General features: G+C 63.5%; 27 protein-coding genes. 12 read left to right on the top strand and 15 right to left on the bottom strand.

Annotation, left to right across the window (positions count from 1 at the left end; genetic code table 11):
* Positions 1-19 precede the first annotated feature (19 nt).
* Entirely contained in the window at positions 20-1,294 is a 1,275-nt protein-coding gene (locus IC609_RS13190) for an NAD(P)/FAD-dependent oxidoreductase (protein WP_191819983.1), read from the bottom strand.
* An 11-nt stretch (positions 1,295-1,305) separates the two neighbouring features.
* A complete protein-coding gene (locus tag IC609_RS13185) occupies positions 1,306-1,617 on the bottom strand; it encodes a c-type cytochrome (protein ID WP_191819982.1) in 312 nt (103 codons plus the stop codon).
* A 155-nt stretch (positions 1,618-1,772) separates the two neighbouring features.
* On the opposite strand from IC609_RS13185, the gene IC609_RS13180 reads away from it, so the two are divergent.
* A complete protein-coding gene (locus tag IC609_RS13180) occupies positions 1,773-2,711 on the top strand; it encodes an ion transporter (protein ID WP_191819981.1) in 939 nt (312 codons plus the stop codon).
* Between the two features lie 27 nt (positions 2,712-2,738).
* Here IC609_RS13180 and IC609_RS13175 read toward each other — a convergent pair whose 3' ends face one another.
* Genes IC609_RS13175 through IC609_RS13150 form a run of 6 tightly spaced genes read right to left on the bottom strand, consistent with a single transcriptional unit; the run spans position 2,739 to position 7,319 of the window.
* Positions 2,739-3,485: a lysophospholipid acyltransferase family protein gene (locus IC609_RS13175; RefSeq protein WP_191819980.1), complete on the bottom strand. Its 747-nt coding sequence runs from the start codon at positions 3,483-3,485 to the stop codon at positions 2,739-2,741.
* A 24-nt stretch (positions 3,486-3,509) separates the two neighbouring features.
* Positions 3,510-4,811, bottom strand: coding sequence for a dihydroorotase (locus tag IC609_RS13170; protein ID WP_191819979.1), 1,302 nt, complete (start codon positions 4,809-4,811; stop codon positions 3,510-3,512).
* Between the two features lie 13 nt (positions 4,812-4,824).
* A complete protein-coding gene (locus tag IC609_RS13165; protein WP_191819978.1) occupies positions 4,825-5,790 on the bottom strand; it encodes an aspartate carbamoyltransferase catalytic subunit in 966 nt (321 codons plus the stop codon).
* Positions 5,791-5,806: 16 nt separating this feature from the next.
* On the bottom strand, positions 5,807-6,307 hold the full coding sequence (gene pyrR / locus IC609_RS13160) for a bifunctional pyr operon transcriptional regulator/uracil phosphoribosyltransferase PyrR (RefSeq protein WP_191819977.1): 501 nt from the start codon (positions 6,305-6,307) through the stop codon (positions 5,807-5,809).
* Entirely contained in the window at positions 6,304-6,720 is a 417-nt protein-coding gene (gene ruvX / locus IC609_RS13155; protein WP_191819976.1) for a Holliday junction resolvase RuvX, read from the bottom strand. Before ruvX ends, pyrR begins: the two co-directional genes overlap by 4 nt.
* Complete coding sequence (locus IC609_RS13150) at positions 6,717-7,319, bottom strand: YqgE/AlgH family protein (protein ID WP_191819975.1); 603 nt, start codon at positions 7,317-7,319, stop codon at positions 6,717-6,719. Before IC609_RS13150 ends, ruvX begins: the two co-directional genes overlap by 4 nt.
* Before the next feature lie 62 nt (positions 7,320-7,381).
* Between IC609_RS13150 and IC609_RS13145 the strand changes: the two genes are divergently transcribed.
* Positions 7,382-8,866, top strand: coding sequence for a cryptochrome/photolyase family protein (locus IC609_RS13145; protein ID WP_191819974.1), 1,485 nt, complete (start codon positions 7,382-7,384; stop codon positions 8,864-8,866).
* Between the two features lie 31 nt (positions 8,867-8,897).
* On the opposite strand, the gene IC609_RS13140 is transcribed toward IC609_RS13145, so the two are convergent.
* Positions 8,898-9,068: a rubredoxin gene (locus IC609_RS13140; RefSeq protein WP_191819973.1), complete on the bottom strand. Its 171-nt coding sequence runs from the start codon at positions 9,066-9,068 to the stop codon at positions 8,898-8,900.
* Between the two features lie 91 nt (positions 9,069-9,159).
* On the opposite strand from IC609_RS13140, the gene thiD reads away from it, so the two are divergent.
* The 4 genes from thiD (at position 9,160) to IC609_RS13120 (ending at position 12,928) form a co-directional block, all read left to right on the top strand.
* A complete protein-coding gene (gene thiD, locus IC609_RS13135; protein ID WP_191819972.1) occupies positions 9,160-10,110 on the top strand; it encodes a bifunctional hydroxymethylpyrimidine kinase/phosphomethylpyrimidine kinase in 951 nt (316 codons plus the stop codon).
* Between the two features lie 15 nt (positions 10,111-10,125).
* Positions 10,126-11,421 carry a glutamate-1-semialdehyde 2,1-aminomutase gene (gene hemL / locus IC609_RS13130; RefSeq protein ID WP_191819971.1) on the top strand — a complete coding sequence of 432 codons (1,296 nt, stop codon included), beginning with the start codon at positions 10,126-10,128 and terminating at the stop codon, positions 11,419-11,421.
* Positions 11,422-11,500: 79 nt separating this feature from the next.
* A complete protein-coding gene (locus IC609_RS13125; protein WP_191819970.1) occupies positions 11,501-12,487 on the top strand; it encodes a Bug family tripartite tricarboxylate transporter substrate binding protein in 987 nt (328 codons plus the stop codon).
* Positions 12,488-12,592: 105 nt separating this feature from the next.
* On the top strand, positions 12,593-12,928 hold the full coding sequence (locus IC609_RS13120; protein WP_191819969.1) for a DUF6172 family protein: 336 nt from the start codon (positions 12,593-12,595) through the stop codon (positions 12,926-12,928).
* Positions 12,929-12,958: 30 nt separating this feature from the next.
* Here the strand turns inward: IC609_RS13120 and IC609_RS13115 are convergent, their stop codons facing one another.
* Genes IC609_RS13115 through dusB form a run of 4 tightly spaced genes read right to left on the bottom strand, consistent with a single transcriptional unit; the run spans position 12,959 to position 17,127 of the window.
* On the bottom strand, positions 12,959-14,203 hold the full coding sequence (locus IC609_RS13115) for a DEAD/DEAH box helicase (protein WP_191819968.1): 1,245 nt from the start codon (positions 14,201-14,203) through the stop codon (positions 12,959-12,961).
* Positions 14,204-14,226: 23 nt separating this feature from the next.
* A complete protein-coding gene (gene purH / locus IC609_RS13110) occupies positions 14,227-15,813 on the bottom strand; it encodes a bifunctional phosphoribosylaminoimidazolecarboxamide formyltransferase/IMP cyclohydrolase (protein WP_191819967.1) in 1,587 nt (528 codons plus the stop codon).
* Positions 15,814-15,853: 40 nt separating this feature from the next.
* Entirely contained in the window at positions 15,854-16,099 is a 246-nt protein-coding gene (locus tag IC609_RS13105) for a Fis family transcriptional regulator (protein ID WP_191819966.1), read from the bottom strand.
* Positions 16,096-17,127, bottom strand: a complete 1,032-nt coding sequence (dusB, locus tag IC609_RS13100; RefSeq protein WP_191819965.1) for a tRNA dihydrouridine synthase DusB — start codon at positions 17,125-17,127, stop codon at positions 16,096-16,098. Before dusB ends, IC609_RS13105 begins: the two co-directional genes overlap by 4 nt.
* Before the next feature lie 148 nt (positions 17,128-17,275).
* Here dusB and IC609_RS13095 point away from each other — a divergent pair, with 148 nt between their 5' ends.
* Together IC609_RS13095 and IC609_RS13090 are read left to right on the top strand one after the other, a co-directional pair.
* Positions 17,276-17,758 carry a YqaA family protein gene (locus IC609_RS13095; RefSeq protein ID WP_191819964.1) on the top strand — a complete coding sequence of 161 codons (483 nt, stop codon included), beginning with the start codon at positions 17,276-17,278 and terminating at the stop codon, positions 17,756-17,758.
* Positions 17,755-18,708, top strand: a complete 954-nt coding sequence (locus IC609_RS13090; RefSeq protein WP_191819963.1) for an alpha/beta fold hydrolase — start codon at positions 17,755-17,757, stop codon at positions 18,706-18,708. The genes IC609_RS13095 and IC609_RS13090 overlap by 4 nt, the downstream gene beginning before the upstream one ends.
* Positions 18,709-18,774: 66 nt before the next feature.
* Here the strand turns inward: IC609_RS13090 and ychF are convergent, their stop codons facing one another.
* Positions 18,775-19,866, bottom strand: coding sequence for a redox-regulated ATPase YchF (ychF, locus tag IC609_RS13085; protein WP_191819962.1), 1,092 nt, complete (start codon positions 19,864-19,866; stop codon positions 18,775-18,777).
* A 214-nt stretch (positions 19,867-20,080) separates the two neighbouring features.
* On the bottom strand, positions 20,081-20,545 hold the full coding sequence (locus IC609_RS13080) for a DUF4148 domain-containing protein (protein WP_191819961.1): 465 nt from the start codon (positions 20,543-20,545) through the stop codon (positions 20,081-20,083).
* Positions 20,546-20,689: 144 nt separating this feature from the next.
* Between IC609_RS13080 and IC609_RS13075 the strand changes: the two genes are divergently transcribed.
* Genes IC609_RS13075 through IC609_RS13060 form a run of 4 tightly spaced genes read left to right on the top strand, consistent with a single transcriptional unit; the run spans position 20,690 to position 24,806 of the window.
* Complete coding sequence (locus IC609_RS13075) at positions 20,690-21,883, top strand: FAD-dependent monooxygenase (RefSeq protein ID WP_191819960.1); 1,194 nt, start codon at positions 20,690-20,692, stop codon at positions 21,881-21,883.
* The gene (locus tag IC609_RS13070) at positions 21,880-22,587 is read left to right on the top strand and encodes a DsbC family protein (protein ID WP_191819959.1); all 708 of its coding nucleotides are present in this window, start codon (positions 21,880-21,882) and stop codon (positions 22,585-22,587) included. The genes IC609_RS13075 and IC609_RS13070 overlap by 4 nt, the downstream gene beginning before the upstream one ends.
* Positions 22,584-23,042 carry a DUF3429 domain-containing protein gene (locus tag IC609_RS13065; RefSeq protein ID WP_191819958.1) on the top strand — a complete coding sequence of 153 codons (459 nt, stop codon included), beginning with the start codon at positions 22,584-22,586 and terminating at the stop codon, positions 23,040-23,042. The genes IC609_RS13070 and IC609_RS13065 overlap by 4 nt, the downstream gene beginning before the upstream one ends.
* Before the next feature lie 6 nt (positions 23,043-23,048).
* Positions 23,049-24,806, top strand: a complete 1,758-nt coding sequence (locus IC609_RS13060) for a M61 family metallopeptidase (RefSeq protein ID WP_191819957.1) — start codon at positions 23,049-23,051, stop codon at positions 24,804-24,806.
* The last annotated feature ends 85 nt before the right edge of the window (positions 24,807-24,891 follow it).

Below are 24,891 nucleotides of genomic sequence, written 5' to 3'. Positions count from 1 at the left end.
CGAAAGGATGAAAAAAGCTTCAGGCCAGGGTGTCAGCCCAGATGTTGCGCGCCCAGCCCATGGCATACAGGCCTTCCAGCGTGTTGGCCTGTGCAGACACCCCGCCCGAGCCTGGCACCGTGAGCATAGTTTTCTTGTCTGCGTCGTAACGGTGCACGCTGGCCACATGCACCACCTCGGTGGCACTGACAAAGCTGTAGCAGGTGTTGTTGTAGATCGGCAAAGGGTTGACCTCTTGCCCGGTGAGCAAAGCCACCACGGCGGCAGCACAGGTTTTGCCATGCTGGTTGGCCATGTGCCCTGACTTGGGCATGAGCGGTGCAGACAGCACGGCGTCGCCCAGCACATGCACGTTCTTGACGACCTTGGACTCGAACGTCAAAAAGTCCACCTCACACCAGCGCTTGTTGGCCGTTGCCAAACCGGCTTGCGCGGCCACATCGCCCGCACGCATGGCCGGGATCACATTGAGCACCGAGGCCTTCAGGTCGTCATGGAAGTCGAATTTGAGCGTGTTCGTGGCCGCATCCACGTCGATCACGTTGTGCTTGGGGCGGTACTCCACCATGCCCGGGTAGCGCTCGCTCCAGGCTTTCTTGAACAGCGGCCCTTTGGAGGTCACGTCGTCGTTGGCGTCGAGAATGATGACTTTGCTGTTGGGCTTGGCCTTGCTGAAGTAATCGGCCACCTGGCAGGCGCGCTCGTAAGGGCCGGGCGGGCAGCGGTAAGGCGCCATCGGGATCGACATGGCAAAGACGCCACCGTCGGGCATGGCCTCCAATTGCTTGCGCAGGGCCACCGTCTGGGCGCCGGCTTTCCAGGCGTGCAAGACCTTGTCTTTGGCGCCTTCGCGGGCCATGCCGGGCAAGGTCTCCCACATGAAGTCCACACCGGGCGAGACCACCAGGCGGTCATAGCTCAGGCTGCTGCCGCTGGCGAGTTGGACCAGGCGCTTGTCGGCGTCGATGCTGACCACACGGTCCTGCACGAGCTTGACACCATGGCGTTTGACCAGGTTGTCATAAGGCGTGGTGATGTCGGCAAGGGTCTTGCTGCCGCCAATCACCAAATTGGAAATGGGGCATGACACAAAAGCGGGGTTGGGCTCGACCAAGGTCACCTGGATGCCATAGTCCGACCACATGCGGATGTATTTGGCCGCGGTGGCCCCGGCGTAACCGGCACCGATGACCACCACCTTGGGGCCTTTGCCCGAGTCCACAGAGGCGCAACCGGACACCAGGCCGAAGGCCCCAAGAGCCGAACCTGACTGCAGGAAATGACGACGTTGCATAGACTGTCTCCTCAACGTTTCTGGGCAGCAAAAAAAGCAGCGATGGCCACGATCTGTTCATCGCTGTAGCCTTTGGCCAGCTGGTGCATGACGGTGGCAGACGGCACCTTGCCGGACTTGAAGTCCATCATGCGCTGCACGATCAGCTCCTGCGGCGATCCCGCGAGGGGCTGCATGGGCGACTGAGCCTGGCCTTGGGTGCCATGGCAATTGGCACAGGACGCAGCCCAGCTGCGCACCTGCAATGCTTCGGGGGTCTGGGCGGAAACCAGTGCTGAAGTGACCAGCAAGCCTGCAACCGCCATCCACTGTGAAACGCTCATGAAAACTCCTTGAACGGAACTGCCATGGCCGAACCTGGATACAAAAATCTTGTCCAGCCAGTCGAAACGCCGATCTTAGCGGCTGTTGTGTGCAGTCTGCGACACTTGAGCTTGGCGCACACTGGATATGCCCACACGACCTGCCCAGACAAACCATGACCAAGCACCTGACCCTGAGACATCGGCTCTTCCTGATCCTGCGCTATGCGAGCGTCAAGGACCGGAAGGCGGCTTTGGCCTTTTCATGGCTCATGACCTTGATGGTGCTGATCAATGTGGTGGTGGTGGTTTTGGAGTCTGTGCCAGAAATCGACCGCCATCACCAGCAGGCCTTTGCATGGTTTGATGCTGCCTCCATCCTGTTTTTCAGCATCGAATACCTGTTGCGCGTCTGGACTGCGGCCGAAAATCACCGATCAGGACACGCCTCAGCCACCCGCAGGCGACTGCATTACATGCTGGGCTTTCATGGGCTGATTGACCTGATTGCCATCCTGCCGTTCTTTCTGCAGTCCTTGCTGCCGGGACTCGACCTTCGGGTTCTGCGGGTCATCCGCATATTGCGGATCCTCAAACTCTCACACTACTCGACCGCACTGGAAGACCTGATTGCATCGATCTATGCCGAACGTGACTCGTTCATTTCGGCGCTCTATCTGCTGGCCTTGACCATCCTGATCGCTTCTTGCCTGATGTATTACGCAGAGCATCGGCTGCAACCGGCCCAGTTCGGCACCATCCCGGACGCCATGTGGTGGGCCATCGTGACCATCACCACCGTGGGCTACGGTGATGCGGTCCCCGTCTCGGTCCATGGCAAGTTCATCGGCGCGGTGACGGCCTTATCGGGCGTGTTCACGGTCGCCTTGCTCACTGGCATCGTGGCCTCGGCATTCGCCACCCGGGTCAGGCGCCAGGAAATCGAATTCACCACCGAGGTGGAAGAGCTGGTCAAGGATGGCCACATCAACGCCAAAGAGCAGCGGACCATCGAGCATCTGCGCAAGGAATTCGGCATCACCGAAGCGCATGCCCGAGCCATCGTGCGGCAAGTCATTGAAGAATCATCGGGCGGACGGCCTCCACCGAACTGAAGACACCTCGCGTGCTGGGCACCAAACTCAAGGGAAATCGGTGTCGCGCAGGTGGATGATGTCCTGGCGCAAGTCCTTGGCCCATTGCCGTCGCTCACGGCCCTGTGCACGCTGAGGCGCACCAAAGTGAACCACCGCCAAAATCGGCGGCGCCGTGAGAGTTCGCCACATCGAGCCGATCAACGTGTCGTCTCCGATGTAGCAAGGGGCAAAACTGGGCTCACCCGTGTGCGCGTCGACAAACTTGAGTGACATGGGCTGCACCGGGGCATCGGCCTGGATCGCTGACTGGATCAGGTTGGCATGAAACGGCAGCAAGTCGCGGCCATCGCTGGTGGTGCCCTCCGGGAAAACGGCCACCACATCGCCCTCTTTCATGGCTTCGGACATGTCCTTGACCATGCGCAGCGCATCTTTGCGGCTGCTGCGCTCGATGAAGAGCGTGCCAGCACCCGCGGCCAACATGCCCACCAGCGGCCAGTCACGGATGTCCGATTTGGAGACAAAGCGACAGTGCCGCGCCGCATGGATCACCGAAATGTCGAGCCACGAGATGTGGTTGGCCACGATCAGAGCCGGCCCCGCCACCACCGGTTGCCCCAGCACCTTCACATGGATGCCCCACAGCGCCAAGAACTGCAAGGACCAGGCCTGCACGCGCATGGCGCGCTGGTCTGGGCTCAGTCGCGGGAAGTGCGCATGGATCCACCAGAGGCCCAACAGCACATGCCACAGGCCGCGCAGCAGTTTCCAGATGGCCCGCATAGACTTCATGGTGCGCGCTGCGGGCGTCTGGACTCAGGCCTTGGCGGCCTCGAACGCCACATGGCCGCCCACCACCGTGGCCAGCACGCGACCGGGCAACTCATAACCCGAAAACGGTGTGCTCTTGCCCTGGCTGCGCAGCACCTCGGCCGTCACCGGCCAGTGGCCCTGATCGGACAGCACGCACACATCGGCCGCGCCGCCAACAGCCAATCGGCCCACCGAATCCTGCAAGGTGCCCAGCGATGCCCCCAGCACGCGGGCCGGATCGGCCGTGATGCGGGAAAGCACCTGTGGCAAGGCCAGACCCGATTCCTGGCCCCACTTGAGCGCCAGGCTCCAGAGCAACTCCATGCCGGTGGCGCCAGGCTCAGCCTCGGCAAAAGGCAAGGCCTTGGCATCGGCATCGACCGGGGTGTGGTCGGACACCAGCACGTCGAGCGTGCCGTCGGCCAGGCCTGCGCGCAACGCGTCGCGGTCGCGCTGCTGGCGCAACACGGGCGTGAGGCGTGCGCGGCTGTCAAAGTAGCCCATGTCGGCGTCGGTCAGGTGCAGCGAATTGATGCTCACGTCGGCGGTCACCGGCAGGCCCTCGGCCTTGGCCTGGCGCACCAGGGCCACACCTGCAGCGCTGCTGATGCGGCACAGGTGCACACGCGCTTGTGTGGCGCGGACCAGCTCAAAAATCGTGTGCAGTGCGATCGTCTCGGCCGCCACTGACACGCCCGACAAACCCATGCGCGTGGCCAGCGGGCCACTGGCGGCCACGCCCTTGCCCAGGTGCAACTCCTGCGGGCGCAGCCACACGGCATAGCCAAAGGTGCTGGCGTATTGCAAGGCGCGTTGCAGCACCTGGGTGCTGGGGATCGGCACCTCGGCCTGCGAAAAGCCCACACAACCGGCGGCCGTGAGCTGGCCCATTTCGGTCAACACATCGCCCTTCAGGCCCACGGTGAGTGCGCCCAGGGGCAGCACACGGGCCTGGTGCAGTTTTTCGGCGCGGTAACGCAGCATCTCCACCAGCCCCGGCTCATCGAGCACCGGCTCGGTGTCGGGTGGGCACACCAGGCTGGTCACGCCACCGGCCACGGCCGCGGCCATTTCACTCTCGAGCATGCCCGCGTGCTCTTGGCCGGGTTCGCGCAGGCGCGCCGCCAGGTCCACCAGGCCCGGGGCCACGATGCAGCCTTTGGCGTCGATCACGCGGTTGGGCGAGAAGTCGGCAGGCGCTGGCCCCACCGCCACGATGCAGCCCGCCGCGATCGCCACATCGGCGCTTTGGTCGAGGCCACTGGCGGGATCGATCACGCGGCCGTTTTGAATCAGGATCTTCATGTTCTTGTTCCCCTCAGGCTTCGTTACCGGCCACGATGCTCATCACCGCCATGCGCACCGCGATGCCAAAAGTCACCTGCGGCAGGATCACGCTTTGCTGGCCATCCACCACTGCCGAGTCGATCTCGACACCGCGGTTGATCGGGCCGGGGTGCATGACGATGGCGTCGGGCTTGGCCAGTTGCAGTTTTTCAGGCGTGAGGCCAAAGCTTTCGAAGTATTCCTGGCTGGAGGGCAGCAGCGCACCGCTCATGCGCTCGTTTTGCAGGCGCAGCATGATGACCACGTCGCAATCCTTGATGCCCTCTTCCAGATTATTGAAGACGCGCACGCCCATCTGGGCCATGTCGGCGGGCACCAGCGTTTTGGGGCCGACGACGCGCACCTCGGCGCAGCCCAGGGTGGTGAGCGCATGGATGTCTGAGCGCGCCACACGCGAGTGCAACACATCGCCCACGATGGCCACGGTGAGGTTGGCAAAGTCTTTTTTGTAGTGCCGGATGGTGTACATGTCCAGCAGCGCCTGCGTGGGGTGGGCATGGCGCCCGTCACCGGCGTTGACCACGTGCACATGGGGTGCCACATGCTGGGCGATCAGGTAGGGCGCGCCCGACTCGCTGTGGCGCACCACAAAGATGTCGGCGGCCATGGCGCTCAAGTTGGCGATGGTGTCGAGCAGCGACTCGCCCTTGCTGGCCGAAGAGCGTGCGATGTCGAGCGTGTAGACGTCGGCCGACAGACGGGTGGCCGCGATGTCGAAAGTGGTGCGCGTGCGGGTGCTGTTCTCAAAGAACAGGTTGAACACGCTTTTGCCGCGCAAGAGGGGCACCTTTTTGACCTCGCGGTCGTTGACACTCACAAAACTCGATGCGGTGTCGAGGATGTGGGTCAGGATGTCCTTGGACAGGCCTTCGGTGGAGAGCAGATGGATCAGCTCGCCGTTCTTGTTGAGTTGGGGGTTGTTGCGTTTGTAGAGCATGTTGTTCTCACCTCGATCAGGCTTTGTTCTCCACGTCAAAACTGAACTTCCCGGCCGCATCGCGGGCCAGCGCCAGCGATTGCGTCTCGGGCAGGGCCACGCGGGCGGCGGCGTAGTCGGCTTGCACCGGCAACTGGCGCCCTCCACGGTCCACCAACACGGCCAGCTGCACGCGGGCGGGTCGACCGTAGTCAAAGAGTTCGTTGAGCACGGCGCGGATGGTGCGACCGGTGTAGAGCACATCGTCAAGCACCAGGATGTCGGCCCCATCGACCTCGAAGGGCAGGCTGGTCTGGCCGCCGGCCGCAAGACCACGCTGCGCGTAATCGTCGCGGTGCATGACCGAGGACACCTGACCCGACTCCCCGACCAGGCCCAGGTCACGCTGCAGGCGCTGGGCCAGCCAGGCGCCGCCCGAGGTGATGCCCACCAGGCGGGTATCCGCCCCGCACAAGCTGCGCACACCGCGCAGCAGTTCTTGGTACAGGGCCTCTGCATCCAACGCCAAAGCACTCATGGCAGATTCCTTAAAAATTGTTCAAGAATGATGGCCGCTGCGGCCGCATCGGCATCTTTGGCCCCATACGAATGCGCCTCGGTCGTGGTGTAGCGCTCGTCCACCTCGTACACGGCGAGGCCAAAGCGGCCGCGCAACTGACGGCCGAACTTGCGCGCACGCAAGGTGTTCTCATGCTCAGCGCCATCGGGGTGGGTGGGCACGCCGATCACCAGCGCGTCGGGTTGCCACTCTTTGATGCGCTCAGCGATCTTGACAAACCGGGCGTCGCCCTCGGCGGCAATCGTGCCCTGCGGTGTCGCTGTTTTCATCAGGCGGTTGCCCACGGCCACGCCAGTGCGCTTGAGGCCGTAATCGAAGGCCAGAAAAGTTTGCTGGGTCTGCGGAACGGCAGTGACCTCCGTCAGGCTCATGCGTGCCCCGCCTCGGGTGAGAGCATCCAGGCTTTGAGGCCCAGCAGGTCGAGTGCTTTGTCATAGCGCTGCGCCAACGGGGTGTCGAACACGATGCCCACATCGGCGGGCACGGTGAGCCAGGCGTTTTCGGCCAACTCGGATTCGAGCTGCCCCTCGCCCCAGGATGCGTAACCCAGCGTGACCAGCACGCGGCGCGGGCCAGCCCCAGACGACAGGGCTTCGAGCACATCGCGCGAGGTGGTCATCTCCAGACCATCGGGCACGGTGAGGGTGGAGGCGTAAATGGCGCCACCGTCTTGCGCCGGATCGGCCATGTGGATCGGGTCGTGCAGCACAAAACCCCGATCGGTTTGCACCGGGCCGCCTTGCAGCACGGGGGATGCCACCATGTCTTCGCGACGCAGAGGCAGGTCCACCTTGTCAAACAGGTGCTGCATGGTCAGATCGCTGGGCTTGTTGATGATCAGGCCCATGGCGCCGCGTTCGCTGTGCTCGCACATGTAGACGACGCTGCGGGCAAAAACCTCGTCCTCCAGACCGGGCATTGCAATCAAAAAGTGATGCGTGAGCTTGAAGGAGGCAGAATCGGCAGACATGCACCGATTTTAACGGCCCCGCCCTCGGGCTGCCGGGTCGGCGCCACAGGTATTTACTGTCCATGGACACCCCTTTTTCGAGCGGATTGGTCTGGTTGCGCCGGGATTTGCGGGCGCACGACAACGCGGCGCTCTACCAGGCCCTGAAACACTGCCGCCAGGTCCATGTGGCCTTTGTCTTTGACACCGCCATTCTGGACGCCCTGCCCCGGGCCGACCGGCGTGTCGAATTCATCCGCGAATCGCTGGAGGAGCTCGACCAGCGCCTGGCCGAACTGGGCCAGTCACACAACACCCAAGGCTGCGGCCTGATCGTGCGCCATGGCGTGGCCGAGCACGAGATCCCGAAACTGGCCCACCAGCTGGGCGCGCTGGCCGTTTTTGCCAGCCACGACGATGAGCCCCACGCCCAGCTGCGTGACAACCATGTGCGCGGCCACCTGGCCGACCACGGCATCGCCTTTCACACCTGCAAGGACCATGTGGTCTTCGAGCGTCAGGAGGTCATGACCCTGTCGGGTACCGCGTTTTCGGTGTTCACCCCTTACAAAAACGCCTGGCTGCGCAAGGTGAATGATTTCTACCTCAAGGCCTACCCGGTGGAGCGCTACGCACAACACCTGGCCCCACGCCCACCTGCGCTGCGCCAGCCTGTGCCCACCTTGCAGGACCTGGACTTTGAAAGCACCAACCTGCAGGCGCTGCGCATCCCCACGGGCGAATCGGGTGCGCAAGGCCTGCTGGCGGATTTTCTGCACCGCATCGACGAATACGGCCACCGGCGCGATTTCCCGGCCGTCAAAGGCCCCAGCTACCTGAGCGTGCACCTGCGCTTTGGCACCGTGTCGATCCGCCAACTCGCCCGCGAAGCCCATGCCCGCATGCAATCGGGCAGCGAAGGCGCCGCCGTGTGGCTGTCGGAGCTGATCTGGCGCGACTTTTATGTGCAGGTGCTGGCCAACTTCGCCCATGTGGGCCAGGGCGAGAGCTTCAAGCGCGACTACGACGCCATCCACTGGGACCACGGCCCGCACGGCCACAAACTGTTCGAGGCCTGGTGCGCAGGCCGTACCGGTTACCCCTTGGTGGACGCCGCCATGCGCCAGCTCAACCAGACAGGCTACATGCACAACCGGCTGCGCATGGTGGTGGCCAGCTTTTTGTGCAAGGACCTGGGGGTGGACTGGCGATGGGGCGAGAAATACTTCGCCACGCACCTCAACGACTTTGACCTGTCAGCCAACAACGGCGGCTGGCAGTGGGCCAGTTCCAGCGGCTGCGATGCGCAGCCCTACTTTCGCATCTTCAACCCCATCAGCCAAAGCGAAAAGTTCGACACCGAGGGCAAGTTCATCCGCCGCTATGTGCCCGAGCTGGCGGCTTTGTCCGGCAAATCCATCCACGCCCCCTGGCTGGCGGGTGAGCTGGAGCTGCAGGCGGCAGGGATCGAGATCGGCAAGACCTACCCGGCACCAGTGGTGGACCACGCCGAAGCGCGTGAAAAAACACTGGCGCGTTACGCCGTGGTCAAGAAAAAAGCCGCCTGAAAAGGCGGCCTGGCTTTCGGGTGCCGTTGGCTCAGATGGCGACCATCTCGAAGTCTTCCTTGCGGGCCGCACACTCGGGGCAAGTCCAGTTCATGGGCACATCTTCCCATTTGGTGCCGGGGGCAATGCCATGCTCGGGGTCGCCTTCGGCTTCGTCATAGATCCAGCCGCAGATCAGGCACATCCAGGTTTTGCTTTCCATTGGGGTATCGCAATCAGTGAGTCGAATAGAATGAATCGATTGTATCGGGTCGCCCAGCGCGGCTCGGTTCAGCCCCTTGCGAAGCCCTTTCATGACCGACAAACTCCCCGAAACTGCCGACCCGGAAAGCCCAGCGGACGAAGGCGAATCGCAAGGGCTGGCCTGTGTCTTGTGCTTCAACGCCAATGACCCCAGTGGCGCAGGGGGCCTCAGCGGCGACGTGCTGGCCATGGGCTCGGTCGGGGCGCACACCTTGCCGGTGGTCACAGGCGCTTACGTGCGCGACACCAGCGGCATCCAGGACTTCTACCCCTTTGACGAAGAAGCCGTGGGTGAGCAGGCGCGCGGCATTGCCGAAGACGTGCCGATCCAGGTCATCAAGGTCGGCTTTGCCGGCACGCCAGAAAACATTGCCCTGATCGCCGAGATGGCCGACGACTACGACGGCGTACCCGTGGTGGCCTACATGCCCAACTTGTCCTGGTGGGAAGACGACAAAATCGACGACTATCTGGACGCCTTTCGCGAGCTGCTGCTGCCCCAAACCAGTGTGCTGGTGGGCCACCACAGCACCCTGCGCCGTTGGCTGCTGCCGGAATGGAGCGGCGAGCGCAACCCCGGCCCGCGTGACATTGCCAAGGCCGCCAGCGAGCTGGGCGTACCCTACACACTGGTCACGGGCCTGCCCCTGCCCGAGCAGCACATCGACAATGTGCTGGCCACGCCCGAGACGGTGATTGCCCACGAGAAGTTTGAGCGCATCGAGGCGGTGTTTGCGGGTGCGGGCGACACCTTGTCTGCTGCACTGGCCGCCTTGCTGGCCACCGGCATGGACTTGCCCGATGCCACCAGCGAAGCCCTGGCCTACCTCGATCGCAGCCTGGATGAGGGCTTTCGCCCAGGCATGGGTCAGGTTGTACCCGACCGTCTGTTTTGGGCGCTGAGCGACGACGACACCGGCAACAACGAAGAAACCGAGGGCGATGGACTGCCGCCAGGGGCCGATTACTTTGAAGTGCCCTTCAACGAAACCAAACACTGACATTCAAGATTCAACATGACCGACCGCAACCAGCAACTGTTTGACCGCGCCGCCCAGGTGATCCCCGGTGGCGTGAACTCGCCCGTGCGCGCCTTTCGCGCGGTGGGTGGCACGCCCCGCTTTGTGCAACGTGCCCAGGGCGCTTACTTTTGGGACGCGAACGGCCAAAAGTACATCGACTACATCGGCTCCTGGGGCCCGATGATCCTGGGCCACGGCCACCCCGCTGTGCTCGAAGCCGTGCAAAAAGCGGCGCTCGACGGCTTCTCGTTTGGCGCGCCCACCGAGCGCGAGATCGAGCTGGCCGAAGAAATCCTGAAGCACGTGCCCTCCATGGAGATGGTGCGCCTGGTCAGCTCGGGCACCGAAGCGGGCATGAGCGCCCTGCGCCTGGCGCGTGGTGCGACTGGCCGCAGCAAGATCATCAAGTTTGAAGGCTGCTACCACGGCCACGCGGACGCCTTGCTGGTCAAGGCCGGTTCGGGCCTGGCCACCTTTGGCAACCCGACCAGCGCCGGTGTGCCACCTGAAGTGGTGCAGCACACGCTGGTGCTCGAATACAACAACGTCGAACAACTCGAAGAGGCTTTCAAGCTGCACGGCAAGGAACTGGCCTGCGTGATGATCGAGCCCATCGCGGGCAACATGAACTTTGTGCGCGCCAGCGTACCCTTCATGAAGCGCTGCCGCGAGCTGTGCACCGAGCACGGCGCGCTGTTCGTGTTTGACGAAGTGATGACCGGTTTCCGCGTCGCGCTCGGCTCCGCGCAAAGCGTGTACGCCCAACTGATCCCTGGCTTCCAGCCCGACCTCACCGTGCTGGGCAAGGTGATTGGCGGCGGCATGCCGCTGGCGGCCTTTGGCGGGCCGCGTGAGATCATGCGCCAGCTCGCCCCCACCGGTCCGGTGTACCAGGCCGGTACTTTGAGCGGCAACCCCGTGGCCACGGCTTGCGGGTTGGCCACGCTGCGCGAAATCGCCAAGCCCGGCTTCTGGGATGCCTTGAGCAGCAAAACCCAAAGCCTGGTCGACGGCCTCAAAGGCGCCGCCGCCAAAGCGGGCGTGCCCTTTGCCGCTGACTGCCAGGGCGGCATGTTTGGCTTCTTCTTGCTGCCCGAGCTGCCGCAGAACTACGCCAAGGTCATGACCAGCGACAGCCCCAAATTCAACAAGCTCTTCCACGGCCTGCTCGATCGCGGCGTCTACATCGCCCCCGCGCTGTACGAAGCCGGCTTTGTGAGCGCCGCGCACAGCGAAGCCGACATTGCCGCCACTGTGCAGGCGGCCAGCGAAGTCTTTGCCACGCTCTGACATCAAGGCCTGCTCGCCCAGGCACTTGCGCTGTCATCCAGATTGAGGCAGTGGGTTCACCGTTCAAATTTAAACCGCCATGACGCACCACGCAGCCCGCCCAGATCGCCGCACATGGCTGACCACCGCGCTGTGCAGTGCCTTGCCCGTCTGGGCACAGGGCCCGGTCTGGCCCAGCAAACCCATCAAACTGACCGTGGCCTACCCGCCTGGCGGGGTCAGCGACACAGTGGCCCGTGCACTGGCCGAACAACTCGCCCCCCGACTGGGCGTACCCGTGCTGGTGGACAACCGCGCCGGGGCCGGTGGCTCGCTCGCGGTGAATGTGGTGGCCAAATCCACACCGGATGGCTACACCCTGGTGTTCACGGCCCTGTCGCCGCTGACGCTCAGCCCCCACCTGGGCAACCTGCCTTATGACGCTTTGAAAGACCTCATGCCCGTGGCCAGCGTGATGGACTCGCCGGTGTTGCTTGCCGCCACACCGGCCTTGCCGCAAGGCGACTTCAAGGCCCTCTTGGCTCGCGCAAAACAACAACCCGACGCCTTGCGCTGGGCCACATCGGGATCGGGCTCGCTCGGGCACCTGATGCTGGAGAACATCCGCAGCAACGCGCAAGTGCGCATCACCCATGTGCCCTACAAAGGCGGCGGCCAGCAGATCACCGACGCACTGAGTGGACAGTTCGAGGTGCTGTCGACCAACGCTTCGGGGGTGGTGCTGCAACACATCAAGGAAGGCCGTTTGCGTGCACTGGCCGTGGGCGCTGCGGCCCGACTCGACGCACTGCCTGGCGTGCCCACATTGGCCGAGCTGGGCCTGGCTTCGGCCAACTTCAGCTCGCGCTTTGGCATTTTTGCCCCGGCGGGCGTGCCTGGCACCGTCGTGGAAAAGCTCCATGCCCAGATCAACGCTGTGCTGGCCCTGCCTGTACTGCGCGATCGCTTGCTGGCCGCTCAATGCGTGGCAGCGCCCGCCACGGTCGCCGAGTTTGCGAAAACGGTGGCCAGCGAACACCGGCACATGGGCACCATCGTGCGCGAAGCCAGAATCCAGGCCGACTGAAGCCTGTGCCCTCGCGGCCTTTCGCCACGGGTCTTCAAACCAGCGATAATCCGCCCCTTGCATTCACGTCCGGAACGGGCGCTTGCCCACTCCCTTGGACCTCCCATGAAAAAGAATTTCCCCCTGCAAGCCGAAGGCAAGCACCCTGACCGCGTCCTCGAAGCCGTCAAGCACGAGATCCGCAAATACTTCAAACGTGAACGCAACCGCGCCGTGCCTGCCGGTGCCGACTTCTGGGACTTTGACTGCAAAGTGGGCCTGACGGCGGACGTCGCCGAAGTGGTGCGCGTGAGCGGCGTGATCGAGGCGGTGGACGCTGTCGCCAAATCGGGCGCGGCCTCGGTATATGTGGAAATTTTGAGCAAGCACGGCGTGCGCGTGCTCAAAGCCCCCTCGCACACGGGCGACGAAGCCCACGAGGACGAATTCGGCGAGCAGTGATGGCCCCACTCACCCGCGCACCGGGTGAGTTCAATCGGTTTTTTTCGCCTGCGCGGCCGCTGCCGCCCGCAACTTGTCTTTCTTGCTCGGGCGCTTGCCCTTGATGCCACCGTTGCCTTGCGGTGCAGGCGGCTCGTCGGTGGGCTCAAAGCCTGGGATTTGCTCCAAAGTGAGTTCCAGGCTTTCGCGTTTCTGGATCAGCTGCCAGTGCGCCAAAGCCTCAGCCGTGACAAAACTCACGGCATCGCCATGGGCCCCGGCGCGGCCCGTGCGTCCAATGCGGTGGGTGTAGTCGGTGGCTGAGCGCGGCAGGTCGTAGTTGACGACCACGGGCAGCATGGCGATGTCAATGCCCCGCGAAGCCAGGTCGGTGGTGACCACCACGTCCCAGCGACCGGACTTGAATTCACGCAGCACATCCTGGCGGGCGCCCTGACTCATTTCGCCATGGAAGGGGGTGGCGTAAATGCCCGCTTTATAGAGCTTGTTTGCCACATGCTCGCAAGCGTAGCGCGTGGCGACAAACACCAACACCTGCTTCCAGCTGTTCTCGGCGATCAAATGGCGCAGCAAGGCGGTGCGCTTTTTCTCGTCCACGCGAATGGCGCGCTGCGTGATGTCCGGCTTGTGGCCGTCAAAGGCGTCGACCGTGATGCGCACAGGGTCCTGCAGCAAGTTGGAGGCCAGCGCCTCCACCTCGGGCACGAAGGTGGCCGAGAACAGCAAGGTCTGACGCTTCGCGGGCAAGAGCGCCAGCACGCGCTGCAGCTCCTCGGCAAAGCCCAGGTCCAGCAGCCGGTCAGCCTCGTCCAACACCAGATGCTGCACGCTGCCCAGATACACCGCATTGTGGTCGACCAGGTCGAGCAAACGGCCCGGCGTGGCGACCACGATGTCGGCACCGCCGCGCAGGCCCATCATTTGCGGATTGATCGACACGCCGCCGTACACCACCGAGACCTTGAGCCCTGGCTGGTAGGCCAAATTCGTGAGGACATCGCCCACCTGCACCGCCAGCTCCCGCGTGGGCACCAGCACCAGGGTGCGGATGGGACGGCGGAAGTTGGTCTGGCGCGGCTGCAACACATGCTGCTGCACCAGCGGCAAGGCAAACGCCAAGGTCTTGCCCGAGCCGGTGGGTGCGGTGGCCCACACGTCGGCAGCCCTCAAGACAGCAGGAATCGCCTCGGCCTGAATAGGGGTGGGGGCATGCAAGCCCATGTCACCCACAGCGCGCAAGAGCGCGGGGGTCAGGCCAAGTGGGTCAAAGTTCAAAACAGTCCGATCTATGACGCGGATCAATGGCGGAAGTGGCGCACGCCGGTGAACACCATCGCCACGCCACGCTCGTTGGCGGCGTCAATCACTTCCTGGTCGCGCATCGAGCCACCAGGCTGGGCCACGCAAGTGGCACCTGCGTCCACCACCACATCCAGGCCGTCGCGGAAGGGGAAGAAGGCGTCGCTCGCCACCACGGTGTTTTGCAAGCTGAGCTTGGCCGCTTCGGCCTTGATGCTGGCGATGCGGGCGGAGTCAAGGCGGCTCATCTGGCCTGCGCCCACACCCATGGTCATGCCGTTTTTGCAGAACACGATGGCGTTGGACTTGACGAACTTGGCCACTTTCCAGGCGAAGAGCAGGTCGTTGAGTTCTTCGGGGGTGGGCTGCTTGACGGTCACCACCTTCAGGTCGGCCAGCGCCAGCTCGTGGTTGTCGGCGCTTTGCAGCAAGAGGCCTGAGCCCACGCGCTTGGTTTCCAAAGCGTTGCGCACGTTGCCGTAGTCGGCGGGCAGGGTGATTTTCATCAAGCGCACATTCACTTTGCTCTTGAACACTTCGAGCGCTTCAGCGCTGAAGTCAGGGGCCATCAGCACTTCGACGAACTGCTTACTCACCGCTTCGGCAGCGGCTTTGTCGACGGGGCGGTTGAAGGCGATGATGCCGCCGAAGGCGCTGGTGGGGTCGGTTTGGAAAGCCTTGCTGTAGGCCTCCAGCGGATTCGCGCCCACGGCCACGCCGCAGGGGTTGGCGTGTTTGACGATGACGCAAGCTGAGCTGTCAAAACTCTTCACACATTCCCATGCCGCATCGGCGTCGGCGATGTTGTTGTAGCTGAGTTCTTTGCCTTGCAGTTGCACACCCGTAGCGAGCGATCCGGCCGCCGGGGCCAGATCACGGTACCAGGCGGCTTGCTGGTGGCTGTTTTCGCCGTAGCGCAGGTCTTGCACTTTGACGTATTGCTCGTTGAACTGGCCGCTGAACTGGGCGCGCTCGGGCACGTACGCTTCGCTCAGTTTTTCGGTTTCAAAGTTGACGCTCGACAGATAGTTGCTGATCGCGCCGTCGTATTGGCTGATGCGGTTGAACGCAGCCACAGACAAAGCAAAACGCAGCTTGTCGCTCAACTTGCCGTTAGTTTTCAACTCAGCAATTACGTCCGCGTATTGGCTGGCGTCGGTGACGATGCCCACGTCTTTCCAGTTTTTGGCGGCGCTGCGCACCATGGCGGGGCCACCGATGTCGATGTTCTCGATCGCGTCGGCCAGCGTGCAGCCGGGCTTGGCCACGGTGGCTTCAAAGGGGTAGAGGTTGACGATGAGCAAATCAATCGTGTCAATGTTGTGGGCCTTCAAGGCCGCCATGTGCTCGGGCGTGTCGCGGCGCGCCAGCAGGCCGCCGTGCACTTTGGGGTGCAGGGTTTTGACGCGGCCGTCCAGCATTTCAGGGAAACCGGTGACTTCGGCCACTTCGGTCACAGGCAGGCCTTGCTCGGCCAAGAGTTTGGCCGTGCCGCCAGTGGAGATCAGGCCCACGCCCAAGGCGTGCAGTTGTTGGGCCAGTTCGACGATCCCGGTCTTGTCGGATACGGAAATCAGGGCTTTCATCAGGGTGTTCCTCAAAGTCTAAAAATCAAAAAATCAGGCGTCACTTGAGCAGCTGGTGGTCCAGCAACTTCTTGCGCAGGGTGTTGCGGTTCAGGCCCAGCCAGTCGGCAGCGCGCGACTGGTTTTGTCCGGCGCGCTGCATCACCACGTCCAGCAGGGGTTTTTCCACCACCTTCACCAGCATGTCGTACAGGCCTGCCGGGTCGGTGCCGTCCAGGTCACGAAAGTAGTCTTCGAGGTTGGCCCGCACGCAGGCTTCAATGCTTTGTCGTTCGCGATCGCTCACAGTTCCATCTCCAACACGGGCTCGCTGCTCTGGGCAGGCCACCGATCCATCTGGTCGGCCAGGCCGTCCAGGTAATTGCCCACAGCCGCCAGTTGCCGGTCTGCGGTTTCCAAAGTGTTCATGTGCTGCCTGAAGGCCTCGGCCCCAGGGAGGCTGTGCACGTACCAGCCGATGTGTTTGCGCGCCGAGCGCACCCCGGTGTACTCGCCATACAGGCCATAGTGGTCTTGCAGGTGCTCTAGCAGAGCGCGGCGCACCTCGGCCACCAGCGGCGGCGCGAGCATCTCGCCCGTGGCCAGGTAGTGCGCGGTTTCGCGAAAGATCCAGGGCCGCCCCTGCGCCGCGCGGCCAATCATGACCGCGTCCGCGCCCGTCAGGGCCAGCACGGCTTTGGCTTTTTCAGGCGTGTTCACATCGCCATTGGCCACCACCGGAATGCGCAGCGCCGCTTTGACAGCGGCAATGGTTTCGTATTCGGCTTCGCCCTTGTAGCCCTGCTCGCGTGTGCGGCCGTGCACGGTGACCATCTGCACCCCGGCTTGTTCGGCGGCGCGGGCGATGCTCAGGGCGTTCTTCTCGGTCTGGCACCAGCCGGTGCGCATCTTCAGCGTCACAGGCACCCCGTGCGGCTGGGCCGCCGCCACCACCGCGCTGATGATGTCGAGTGCCAGCGGCTCGTCTTGCATCAAGGCAGAGCCCGCCCATTTGTTGCAGACTTTCTTGGCGGGGCAACCCATGTTGATGTCGATGATCTGCGCGCCCCGGTCGATGTTGTAGCGGGCCGCGTCGGCCATCATCTGCGCATCGGTACCCGCGATCTGCACCGCGATCGGTCCGGGCTCGCCATCGTGGTTGGCGCGGCGGCTGGTCTTGAGGGACTTTTGCAGATCGGGCCGGGACGTCACCATCTCGCTCACGGCATAGCCTGCGCCGAACTGGCGGCACAGCTGGCGGAACGGCCGGTCCGTCACCCCCGCCATGGGGGCCACGAACAGATTGTTCGGCAAGGGGTAAGGACCAATCTGCATGACTGGGGAGGGTGTGCGGGGAATCGGGAATGCCTAAAAAGGAGGCACGATTGTAATTGCTGAAAATTTCAGCAGATGCAAGTGCCTTGTGTTAAGCAAATCACCTGCCCCCGGCAGGGCCTGAGGCAAGCTCGTTAAACTGATCTCCATGGAAGTCTGGATACATCAGCTGCTCACATGGCTGGCCCTGCCGGAGTTTGGCCTGAGCACAGTGTTCGTGGTCGCCTTCGTCTCGGCCACCTTGCTGCCCATGGGCTCCGAGCCTGCGGTGTTCGGTTTGGTCAAACTCAACCCCGAGCTGTTCTGGCCCGCCATCGTGGTGGCCACAGCGGGCAACACCCTGGGCGGGATGCTGACCTGGTGGATGGGCCGAGGGGCACACAGCGCAGCCCACAAATGGGGGCACTCGCCCCCCCATCTGCGGGCACTGGTCTGGCTGGAAAAGCTCGGCCCAAAGGCCTGTCTGCTGAGCTGGCTGCCGGGCGTGGGCGACCCGCTGTGTGCCGTGGCAGGCTGGCTCAAAATGCCCTTTTGGCCCTGCACACTGTACATGGCGATGGGCAAATTCGCCCGCTACCTGTGCATGACGGCCTTGCTGCTCTGGTTTTTTCCTGAAGGCTGGGTGATATGAAATGGATGACACTGCTGCGCTGGTTGGCGCTGATCCTGCTGGCCACACTGACCGCCGGTCTGGCCCTGTCATGGGCCCCCGACCGCAGCGTGGACAGCCTGAAAGAACGATGGGCACCCGCACCCTCCCAATTCATTGACTTGCAAGGCATGCAGGTGCACCTGCGAGACGAAGGCCCGCGTGATGACCCCGAGCCCATCGTGCTGATCCACGGCACCTCGGCCAGCCTGCACACCTGGGACGGCTGGGCCAAGGCGCTCCAAGGCCAGCGCCGCGTCATCCGCATGGACCTGCCCGGCTTTGGCCTCACCGGCCCCGCCCCCGATGGCGACTACCGCATGACCCGTTACGCCGACTTCATCGCGGCGCTGCTGGACCAGTTGGGCGTGCGCCGAGCGGTGCTGGCAGGGAACTCGCTGGGCGGCGGTGTGGCCTGGCGCACGGCGGTGCAGCACCCCGAACGGGTCAGCCGCCTGGTGCTGGTGGACGCGAGCGGCTACCCGCTGCAATCGACCTCGGTTCCGCTGGGCTTTCGGCTGGCACAGATCGAGTGGCTCAAACCCGTCATGGGCAAGCTGCTGCCCCGGCGCATGATCGAGTCCAGCGTGCGCAATGTGTACGCCAACCCCGACAAGGTCACGCCCGAACTGGTGGACCGCTACTACGAGCTGACGCTGCGCGCAGGCAACCGCGAGAGCCTGACCCAGCGCATGAAACTGCGTGAGACCGATGCGCAGGCTGCCGGGCTGATCCCCACCATCGGGCAGCCCACGCTGATTTTGTGGGGCACAGAGGACCGGCTCATCCCCGAACCCTCAGGGCAACGATTCCACAAAGAGATCGCTGGCAGCCAGTACGTGGTGTTGGACGGTCTGGGCCATGTGCCGCAAGAAGAGGACCCGCAGCGCAGCGTAGCCGAGGTGCTGAAGTTTCTGGTGACCCAACGCTGACCAACACCTTTGCCCCATCAAAAAACCGCGCCACGGCGCGGTTTTTTGATGAAGTCTTTGTGAGACTCAGGAGCTGAACAGGAAATTCATCACATCGCCGTCCTTGACCACGTAGTCCTTGCCTTCGGCGCGCATCTTGCCCGCATCTTTGGCGCCTTGCTCACCCTTGAAGGCGATGAAGTCGTCAAAAGCGATGGTCTGGGCGCGGATATAGCCCTTTTCAAAGTCGGTGTGAATCACGCCTGCGGCTTGCGGGCCGGTGTCGCCTTTGCGGATGGTCCATGCGCGCACTTCTTTCACACCAGCGGTGAAGTAGGTTTGCAGGCCCAGCAGGTCGTAAGCGGCGCGGATCAGTCGGTTCAGGCCGGGCTCGTCCTGGCCGAGTTCTTTGAGGAATTCCAAACGGTCAGCGTCGTCCATCTCGGACAACTCGGCTTCGATCTTGGCGCAGATGGCGACCACGGGCGCGTTTTGCGCTTGGGCAAAGGCCTTGAGGCGGTCCAGGAAGGGGTTGTTCTCGAAACCGTCTTCCGACACATTGGCCACGAACATGGCGGGCTTGGCAGTGATGAGGAAGAACTGTTTGAGTTCGGCGCGCTCTTCCTTGCTGAAGTCGATGGTGCGCACGGGCTTGGTGTCGTTGAGCGCTGCCTGGCACTTTTCCAGAATCGCCAATTGCTTGGCGGCCTCTTTGTCACCCGAGCGGGCGATTTTGTTCACGCGGTGGATGGCTTTTTCGACCGAAGCCAGGTCGGCCAGGCACAGCTCGGTCTGGATGACCTCGATGTCAGCGATCGGGTCCACCTTGTTGGCCACGTGGATCACATTGGGGTCTTCAAAGCAGCGCACCACGTTGACGATGGCGTCGGTTTCGCGGATGTGGGCCAAAAACTTGTTGCCCAAGCCTTCGCCTGTGCTGGCCCCGGCGACCAGACCGGCGATGTCCACAAACTCCACAATCGCGGGCACGATGCGCTCGGGCGTAATGATCTCGGCCAGTTGCTGCAGACGCGGATCGGGCACTTCGACCACGCCCGTGTTGGGCTCGATGGTGCAGAAGGGGTAATTCTCGGCCGCAATGCCGGCTTTGGTCAGGGCGTTAAACAGTGTGGACTTGCCCACGTTGGGCAGGCCCACGATGCCGCATTTCAAACTCATATCGATCTTTCAGTCAGTGGTCCCCAAACGCCGACAAGCCCGATGTGGGCTTGAGCGCGGGAACGTTTTGCACGCGTGCGCAGGGTGCGGGCGTGCATCAGGTGGGTACAAGGCGTTCTGGCAAACCGCTGCTCTGGCCTTGACCGCTCTGGACTGAATTGTAATGTTCAGGACGCCCCGCCCCGCCCAGCGCTGAGGGGGGCAAGGACAAGCGTCAAGGGGCCTTCCTGGGTGCCGGATTTGCCGGCAGCGGACTCCCTGCCAGCTCGCCCGTCCCCTGCATCCCGCCTTGGCGGATGGCTGCATCACGCTCGGCTTTGACTTGTGCCCGGGTCTTGCCTTGCCCCCCGGATTGGACTGGCTGGGGTCCACATCCGGCCTCGCCCGAAGTCATCATGTCCCCCGAGCGCATGGCCTGCCGGGTCTCGGCTTTGACCTGCTCACGCGTTTTCGCGCCCCCTGGAGCCGCTTGGGGCGGGTATTGCGAAGGGTTCATTTCGTTGCGTTTGCACCCCATCTCACCATCTGCAGGCATGTCGCCGGTGCGGATCGCTTCACGGGTCTCGGCCCTGACCTGCTCACGGGTTTTGGGGGCAGCAGGGTCTGCGGCCATGGCGGGGCCAGCACACAGCGCGGCCAGCACCCATGCGGCACGGGTCCAGGTTTTCAGAGATGTCATGTATTTGTCCTTTCAGAGTGATGAACCCGCTTGGATCGAAGCGAGACCTTGCATTACAGGCAAAGCCATGCGGGCGATCTGTGCGCCATGTCACCCAGAGTCCGGACAGCCTCGCAGGCATGGCTTGCTCTTTACAATGTGCATATGTCTCATCCCCCCGACATTTGCATCCGCGGCGCCGGCATCGTCGGCCGCAGTCTGGCCCTCTTGCTGGCCCGCGAACATTGGCGTGTGGCCTTGGTGGATGTGCCCAAAACCAGCACAGCACCTGATGTGCGGGCCTACTCGCTCAATGGCGCAGCCCAAAGCCTGCTGCAATCGTTGCGCTGCTGGCCCGACAGCCCGGCCGTGACGCCCGTGCACCAGATGCAGGTGTGGGGCGACGATGGCGGGCAACTGACTTTCAACGCGCGCGACCAGGGCGCGGGCGAACTCAATTGGATGGTGGATGTGCCCGTGCTCGAAGCACGGCTGGCCGCCGCCGTGCAGTTCCAGCCCTTGATCGAGGTGGTCAGCGCGCCAGTGCCCGCCCCCCTCACAGTGGTCTGCGAAGGCCGTGCCAGCCAGACACGTGCCGAGTTGGGCATTGGCTTTGACATCACCCACTACGAACAACACGCGGTCGCCACACGACTGCAGTGCGAGCAGCCTCATGGCGGCGTGGCTCGCCAATGGTTCCGGTTTGGCGAAACCCCAGGCTTGTCGCAAGCACAGGCCGAAATCTTGGCGCTCCTGCCCTTGGGTGGTGAAGGCGGCCACGAGGTCGCTCTGGTGTGGTCGACCCATCCGGCCCGAGCACAGGCCCTGATGGCCTTGAACGCCGAGGACTTCAGCCACGAATTGGCCACGGCCTGCGGACTGGCGCTGGGCCGCATGACGCTCACATCCGAGCGCGCCGTCTGGCCCTTGCAACTGGCCCGCGCCGAGCGCTGGATCGGCCCCATGCCCGGCACCTCCGCTCAGAGTTTTGCACTGGCGGGCGATGCGGCACACGCCATGCACCCCTTGGCGGGCCAAGGCCTCAATGTCGGCCTGGCCGATGCGGCCGAACTCGCCAAGGTGATTCGCACCAAAGAGTTCTGGCGGCCATTGCATGACCTCAAGCTGCTGCGCCGTTACGAACGCGCCCGCCAGGCCGATGTACAGGCCATGGGCCTGGTCACCGACACCTTGCAGCGCCTGTTTGCCCAACAGGGCCCCGTGTGGCAACAGCTGCGCAACCGGGGACTGTCGGGCTTTGACCGCTCGGGCCCACTCAAGCGCTGGATGACACGCCAGGCCATGGGCTCTGCGGCACCTGCCACACACACTCCTCTAACCGAGAAAGCCACTTCATGAAGTTGTCACGATGGATCGCCACTGTCCTGCTGGCGGGCTGCATGGGTCAAGCCCTGGCCCAGGAAGCCACGATCCGCAAGAACCTGAGCGAGCGCCTGCCCAACATCCCGAAAATCGACGAGGTCAGCAAAACCCCGATGAACGGCCTGTACGAGGTACGCATGGGCAGCGACATCATGTACTCGGATGCCGAAGGCAATTTCCTGATCCAGGGCGCCCTGATCGACGTCAGGCAAAAACGCAACCTGACCGAAGAGCGCACCGAAAAGCTGTCGGCCATCCCTTTTGACCAACTGCCGCTCAAAAACGCTTTCACCCAAGTGCGTGGCAACGGCAAACGCAAACTGGCGATCTTTGCCGACCCGAACTGCGGCTACTGCAAGCGCTTTGAGAAAGACCTGCAAAAGCTCGACAACGTGACGATTTACCACCTGCTCTACCCGATCCTGGGCGACGACTCACGTACCAAATCGCGCCACATCTGGTGCGCCAAGGACAAGGCCAAGGCCTGGAACGATTGGATGATCAACGGCGTCACACCTGCGGCCAACGCCTGCGACTCGTCCATCATCGACGCCAATGTGGAATTCGGCAAAAAACAGCGCATCACCGGCACGCCCACCCTGTTCTTTGCCGATGGCTCGCGCGTGCCCGGTGCCGTGCCTGTGGCCCAAGTTGAAAAAATGCTGACAGACATCAAATGACCCCCGCCAAACACACCGAAGACGCCACCTGGGTGCTGATCAGACGCCTGGGCTACGCCGGGCTGATCCCCTTTGTTTTTCTGGCCCTGTGCCTGTGGGCCGCAGGCCCGGACCTGCACCCCTATGTGGCGCTGTCCATGCAGGGCTACGGCGCGGTCATCGTGTCGTTTCTGGGCGGCATCCACTGGGGCGTGGGCTTTCGCAATGCGCTGATCACCCCCGAGGCACCTCGCATCCACTTCACCTGGGGCGTGGCCCCCACGCTGCTGGCCTGGGTGGGGGTGATGATGCCCGCCTTTGCAGGCTTGCCGCTGCTGGGTTTTGTGCTGATCGGCTGCTATGTGATGGACCGCCGCACCTGGCCTGCTGCGGGCCTGGCCCCCTGGCTGCCCATGCGCTTACAGCTCACCATCGTGTCCAGCTTGAGTTGCTTTTTGGCTGCGGGCGCCACCTGACCATCCATGAGCCACATTCACTACGCCGTCGAGGCGGCCAACCTCCACGCCCACCTGTTCAAGGTCACGCTGACGATTGCCCAGCCCGCCGCGACGCAAACCGTGTCGCTGCCCGTGTGGATCCCGGGCAGCTACCTGGTGCGCGAATTTGCCAAACACCTGCAAAACCTGAGCGCACGGCAAGACCGCCGTACAGCCGTCGTCACACAACTGGACAAATGCAGCTGGGAGGTGGCCTGCCGCCCCGGTGAGCCCCTGGTGCTCAGCTACGAGGTCTACGCCTTCGACAACTCGGTGCGCACCGCCTGGCTCGACAGCCAGCGCGGCTTTTTCAACGGCACCAGCCTGTGCCTGCGTGTGCACGGGCAAGAAGACCAGCCCCACCAGCTGCAGCTGCTGCCCGTCAAGGGCCAGCCCGACTGGCAGGCCGCCACAGGCCTGACCCCGCTCAAGACCGACAAGAAAGGCTTTGGCCTGTACCAGGCTGCAGACTACGACGAACTGGTGGACTGCCCGGTGGAGCTGGGCACCTTCTGGTCCGGCAGTTTCAGCGCCTGCGGCATCCCGCACCGCTTTGTGGTGGCGGGCGCCCTGCCCTCGTTCGATGGCGAACGCCTGCTGGCCGACACGCAAAAAATCTGCGAAGCCGAAATCCGCTTCTGGCATGGCCAAGGCGCACAGGCGGGCAAAAAGGCCCCGCACAAGCACTACCTGTTCATGCTCAACGCCGTCAACGATGGTTATGGCGGGCTGGAGCACAGGAACAGCACGGCGCTCATTGCTGGCCGCCGCGACCTGCCACGCCTGGGCGACAATAAAACCAGCGAGGGCTACACCACGCTGCTGGGCCTGATCAGCCACGAGTACTTCCACACCTGGAACGTCAAGCAACTGCGCCCCGATGCGTTTGCGCGCTACGACTACACACGCGAGAACTACACGCCTCTGCTGTGGTTCTTTGAAGGTTTCACCAGCTACTACGACGACCTGCTGCTGCGCCGCGCTGGGCTCATCGACGACGCCACCTATGCGAAGCTCTTGGGCAAGGCCATTGCCCAAGTGCAGCAAACCCCGGGCCGCCATGTGCAGACGGTGGCGCAGGCCAGTCTGGACGCCTGGGTCAAGTATTACCGCCAGGACGAAAACACCCCCAACGCCACGGTGAGCTACTACACCAAGGGCTCGCTGGTGGCCCTGTGCCTGGATCTGACGCTGCGCAGCGAAGGCCATTCGCTGGATGAAGTGATGCGCGGCCTGTGGAAACGCTGTAAGGCGGGCCCGATGCGCGAGCAGGATGTGCTGGACGAATTGCACGCGCTCACGGGTCGTTCGTGGCACAAGGAAATCAAGGCCTGGGTACACAGCACCGAAGAACTGCCGCTGGCCAGCTTGCTGGAGTCGCAAGGCATCCGCATCCACGCCGAGTCAGGCGACTTTGCCCAGCACCTGGGCTTGCGCCACCTGGACGCCAACGGCAGCGTACAAATCAAGGCCGTGCTGCGTGGCAGCGCGGCCGAGCAAGCCGGTTTTGCGGCAGGTGACGAGTGGCTGGGGCTGGAAGTGGGCGCACGCGGCCAGCGCGGTCACTGGCGCGTGGGCAAGCTCAGTGATGTCCCCGAGTTGCTGGGCCAAGAGCGCAAGGCTTGGGCGCTGGTGTCACGTGACAAGCGCTTGCTGCGCTTGCCTTTGACCGTGCCACAGCAAAGCACGGTGTGGCGACTGGAGGTCCCCAAGGACCGCCAGGCCAGCTGGCCTGCGGCTTGAGGTTTTGTGGGAGCCCCGCCCTCGGGGCGATGGACTGTGGACTGCGGGTGCCCTACCGCGGCGGGGGCGCCGCTCCTGCACGGCT

The sequence above is a fragment of the Limnohabitans radicicola genome (assembly GCF_014837235.1).
Taxonomy (GTDB): Bacteria; Pseudomonadota; Gammaproteobacteria; order Burkholderiales; family Burkholderiaceae_C; genus Limnohabitans_A; species Limnohabitans_A radicicola.
Note: the sequence above shows the minus strand (reverse complement) of the source record. Positions and strands in the feature narration are given on the sequence as shown.

Bases quoted from the DNA above. Each gene is read 5' to 3' on its own strand.
- IC609_RS13190 (WP_191819983.1), bottom strand. From the start codon at position 1,294: ATGCAACGTCGTCATTTCCTGCAGTCAGGTTCGGCTCTTGGGGCCTTC.
- IC609_RS13185 (WP_191819982.1), bottom strand. From the start codon at position 1,617: ATGAGCGTTTCACAGTGGATGGCGGTTGCAGGCTTGCTGGTCACTTCA.
- IC609_RS13180 (WP_191819981.1), top strand. From the start codon at position 1,773: ATGACCAAGCACCTGACCCTGAGACATCGGCTCTTCCTGATCCTGCGC.
- IC609_RS13175 (WP_191819980.1), bottom strand. From the start codon at position 3,485: ATGAAGTCTATGCGGGCCATCTGGAAACTGCTGCGCGGCCTGTGGCAT.
- IC609_RS13170 (WP_191819979.1), bottom strand. From the start codon at position 4,811: ATGAAGATCCTGATTCAAAACGGCCGCGTGATCGATCCCGCCAGTGGC.
- IC609_RS13165 (WP_191819978.1), bottom strand. From the start codon at position 5,790: ATGCTCTACAAACGCAACAACCCCCAACTCAACAAGAACGGCGAGCTG.
- pyrR (WP_191819977.1), bottom strand. From the start codon at position 6,307: ATGAGTGCTTTGGCGTTGGATGCAGAGGCCCTGTACCAAGAACTGCTG.
- ruvX (WP_191819976.1), bottom strand. From the start codon at position 6,720: ATGAGCCTGACGGAGGTCACTGCCGTTCCGCAGACCCAGCAAACTTTT.
- IC609_RS13150 (WP_191819975.1), bottom strand. From the start codon at position 7,319: ATGTCTGCCGATTCTGCCTCCTTCAAGCTCACGCATCACTTTTTGATT.
- IC609_RS13145 (WP_191819974.1), top strand. From the start codon at position 7,382: ATGGACACCCCTTTTTCGAGCGGATTGGTCTGGTTGCGCCGGGATTTG.
- IC609_RS13140 (WP_191819973.1), bottom strand. From the start codon at position 9,068: ATGGAAAGCAAAACCTGGATGTGCCTGATCTGCGGCTGGATCTATGAC.
- thiD (WP_191819972.1), top strand. From the start codon at position 9,160: ATGACCGACAAACTCCCCGAAACTGCCGACCCGGAAAGCCCAGCGGAC.
- hemL (WP_191819971.1), top strand. From the start codon at position 10,126: ATGACCGACCGCAACCAGCAACTGTTTGACCGCGCCGCCCAGGTGATC.
- IC609_RS13125 (WP_191819970.1), top strand. From the start codon at position 11,501: ATGACGCACCACGCAGCCCGCCCAGATCGCCGCACATGGCTGACCACC.
- IC609_RS13120 (WP_191819969.1), top strand. From the start codon at position 12,593: ATGAAAAAGAATTTCCCCCTGCAAGCCGAAGGCAAGCACCCTGACCGC.
- purH (WP_191819967.1), bottom strand. From the start codon at position 15,813: ATGAAAGCCCTGATTTCCGTATCCGACAAGACCGGGATCGTCGAACTG.
- dusB (WP_191819965.1), bottom strand. From the start codon at position 17,127: ATGCAGATTGGTCCTTACCCCTTGCCGAACAATCTGTTCGTGGCCCCC.
- IC609_RS13095 (WP_191819964.1), top strand. From the start codon at position 17,276: ATGGAAGTCTGGATACATCAGCTGCTCACATGGCTGGCCCTGCCGGAG.
- IC609_RS13090 (WP_191819963.1), top strand. From the start codon at position 17,755: ATGAAATGGATGACACTGCTGCGCTGGTTGGCGCTGATCCTGCTGGCC.
- ychF (WP_191819962.1), bottom strand. From the start codon at position 19,866: ATGAGTTTGAAATGCGGCATCGTGGGCCTGCCCAACGTGGGCAAGTCC.
- IC609_RS13080 (WP_191819961.1), bottom strand. From the start codon at position 20,545: ATGACATCTCTGAAAACCTGGACCCGTGCCGCATGGGTGCTGGCCGCG.
- IC609_RS13075 (WP_191819960.1), top strand. From the start codon at position 20,690: ATGTCTCATCCCCCCGACATTTGCATCCGCGGCGCCGGCATCGTCGGC.
- IC609_RS13070 (WP_191819959.1), top strand. From the start codon at position 21,880: ATGAAGTTGTCACGATGGATCGCCACTGTCCTGCTGGCGGGCTGCATG.
- IC609_RS13065 (WP_191819958.1), top strand. From the start codon at position 22,584: ATGACCCCCGCCAAACACACCGAAGACGCCACCTGGGTGCTGATCAGA.
- IC609_RS13060 (WP_191819957.1), top strand. From the start codon at position 23,049: ATGAGCCACATTCACTACGCCGTCGAGGCGGCCAACCTCCACGCCCAC.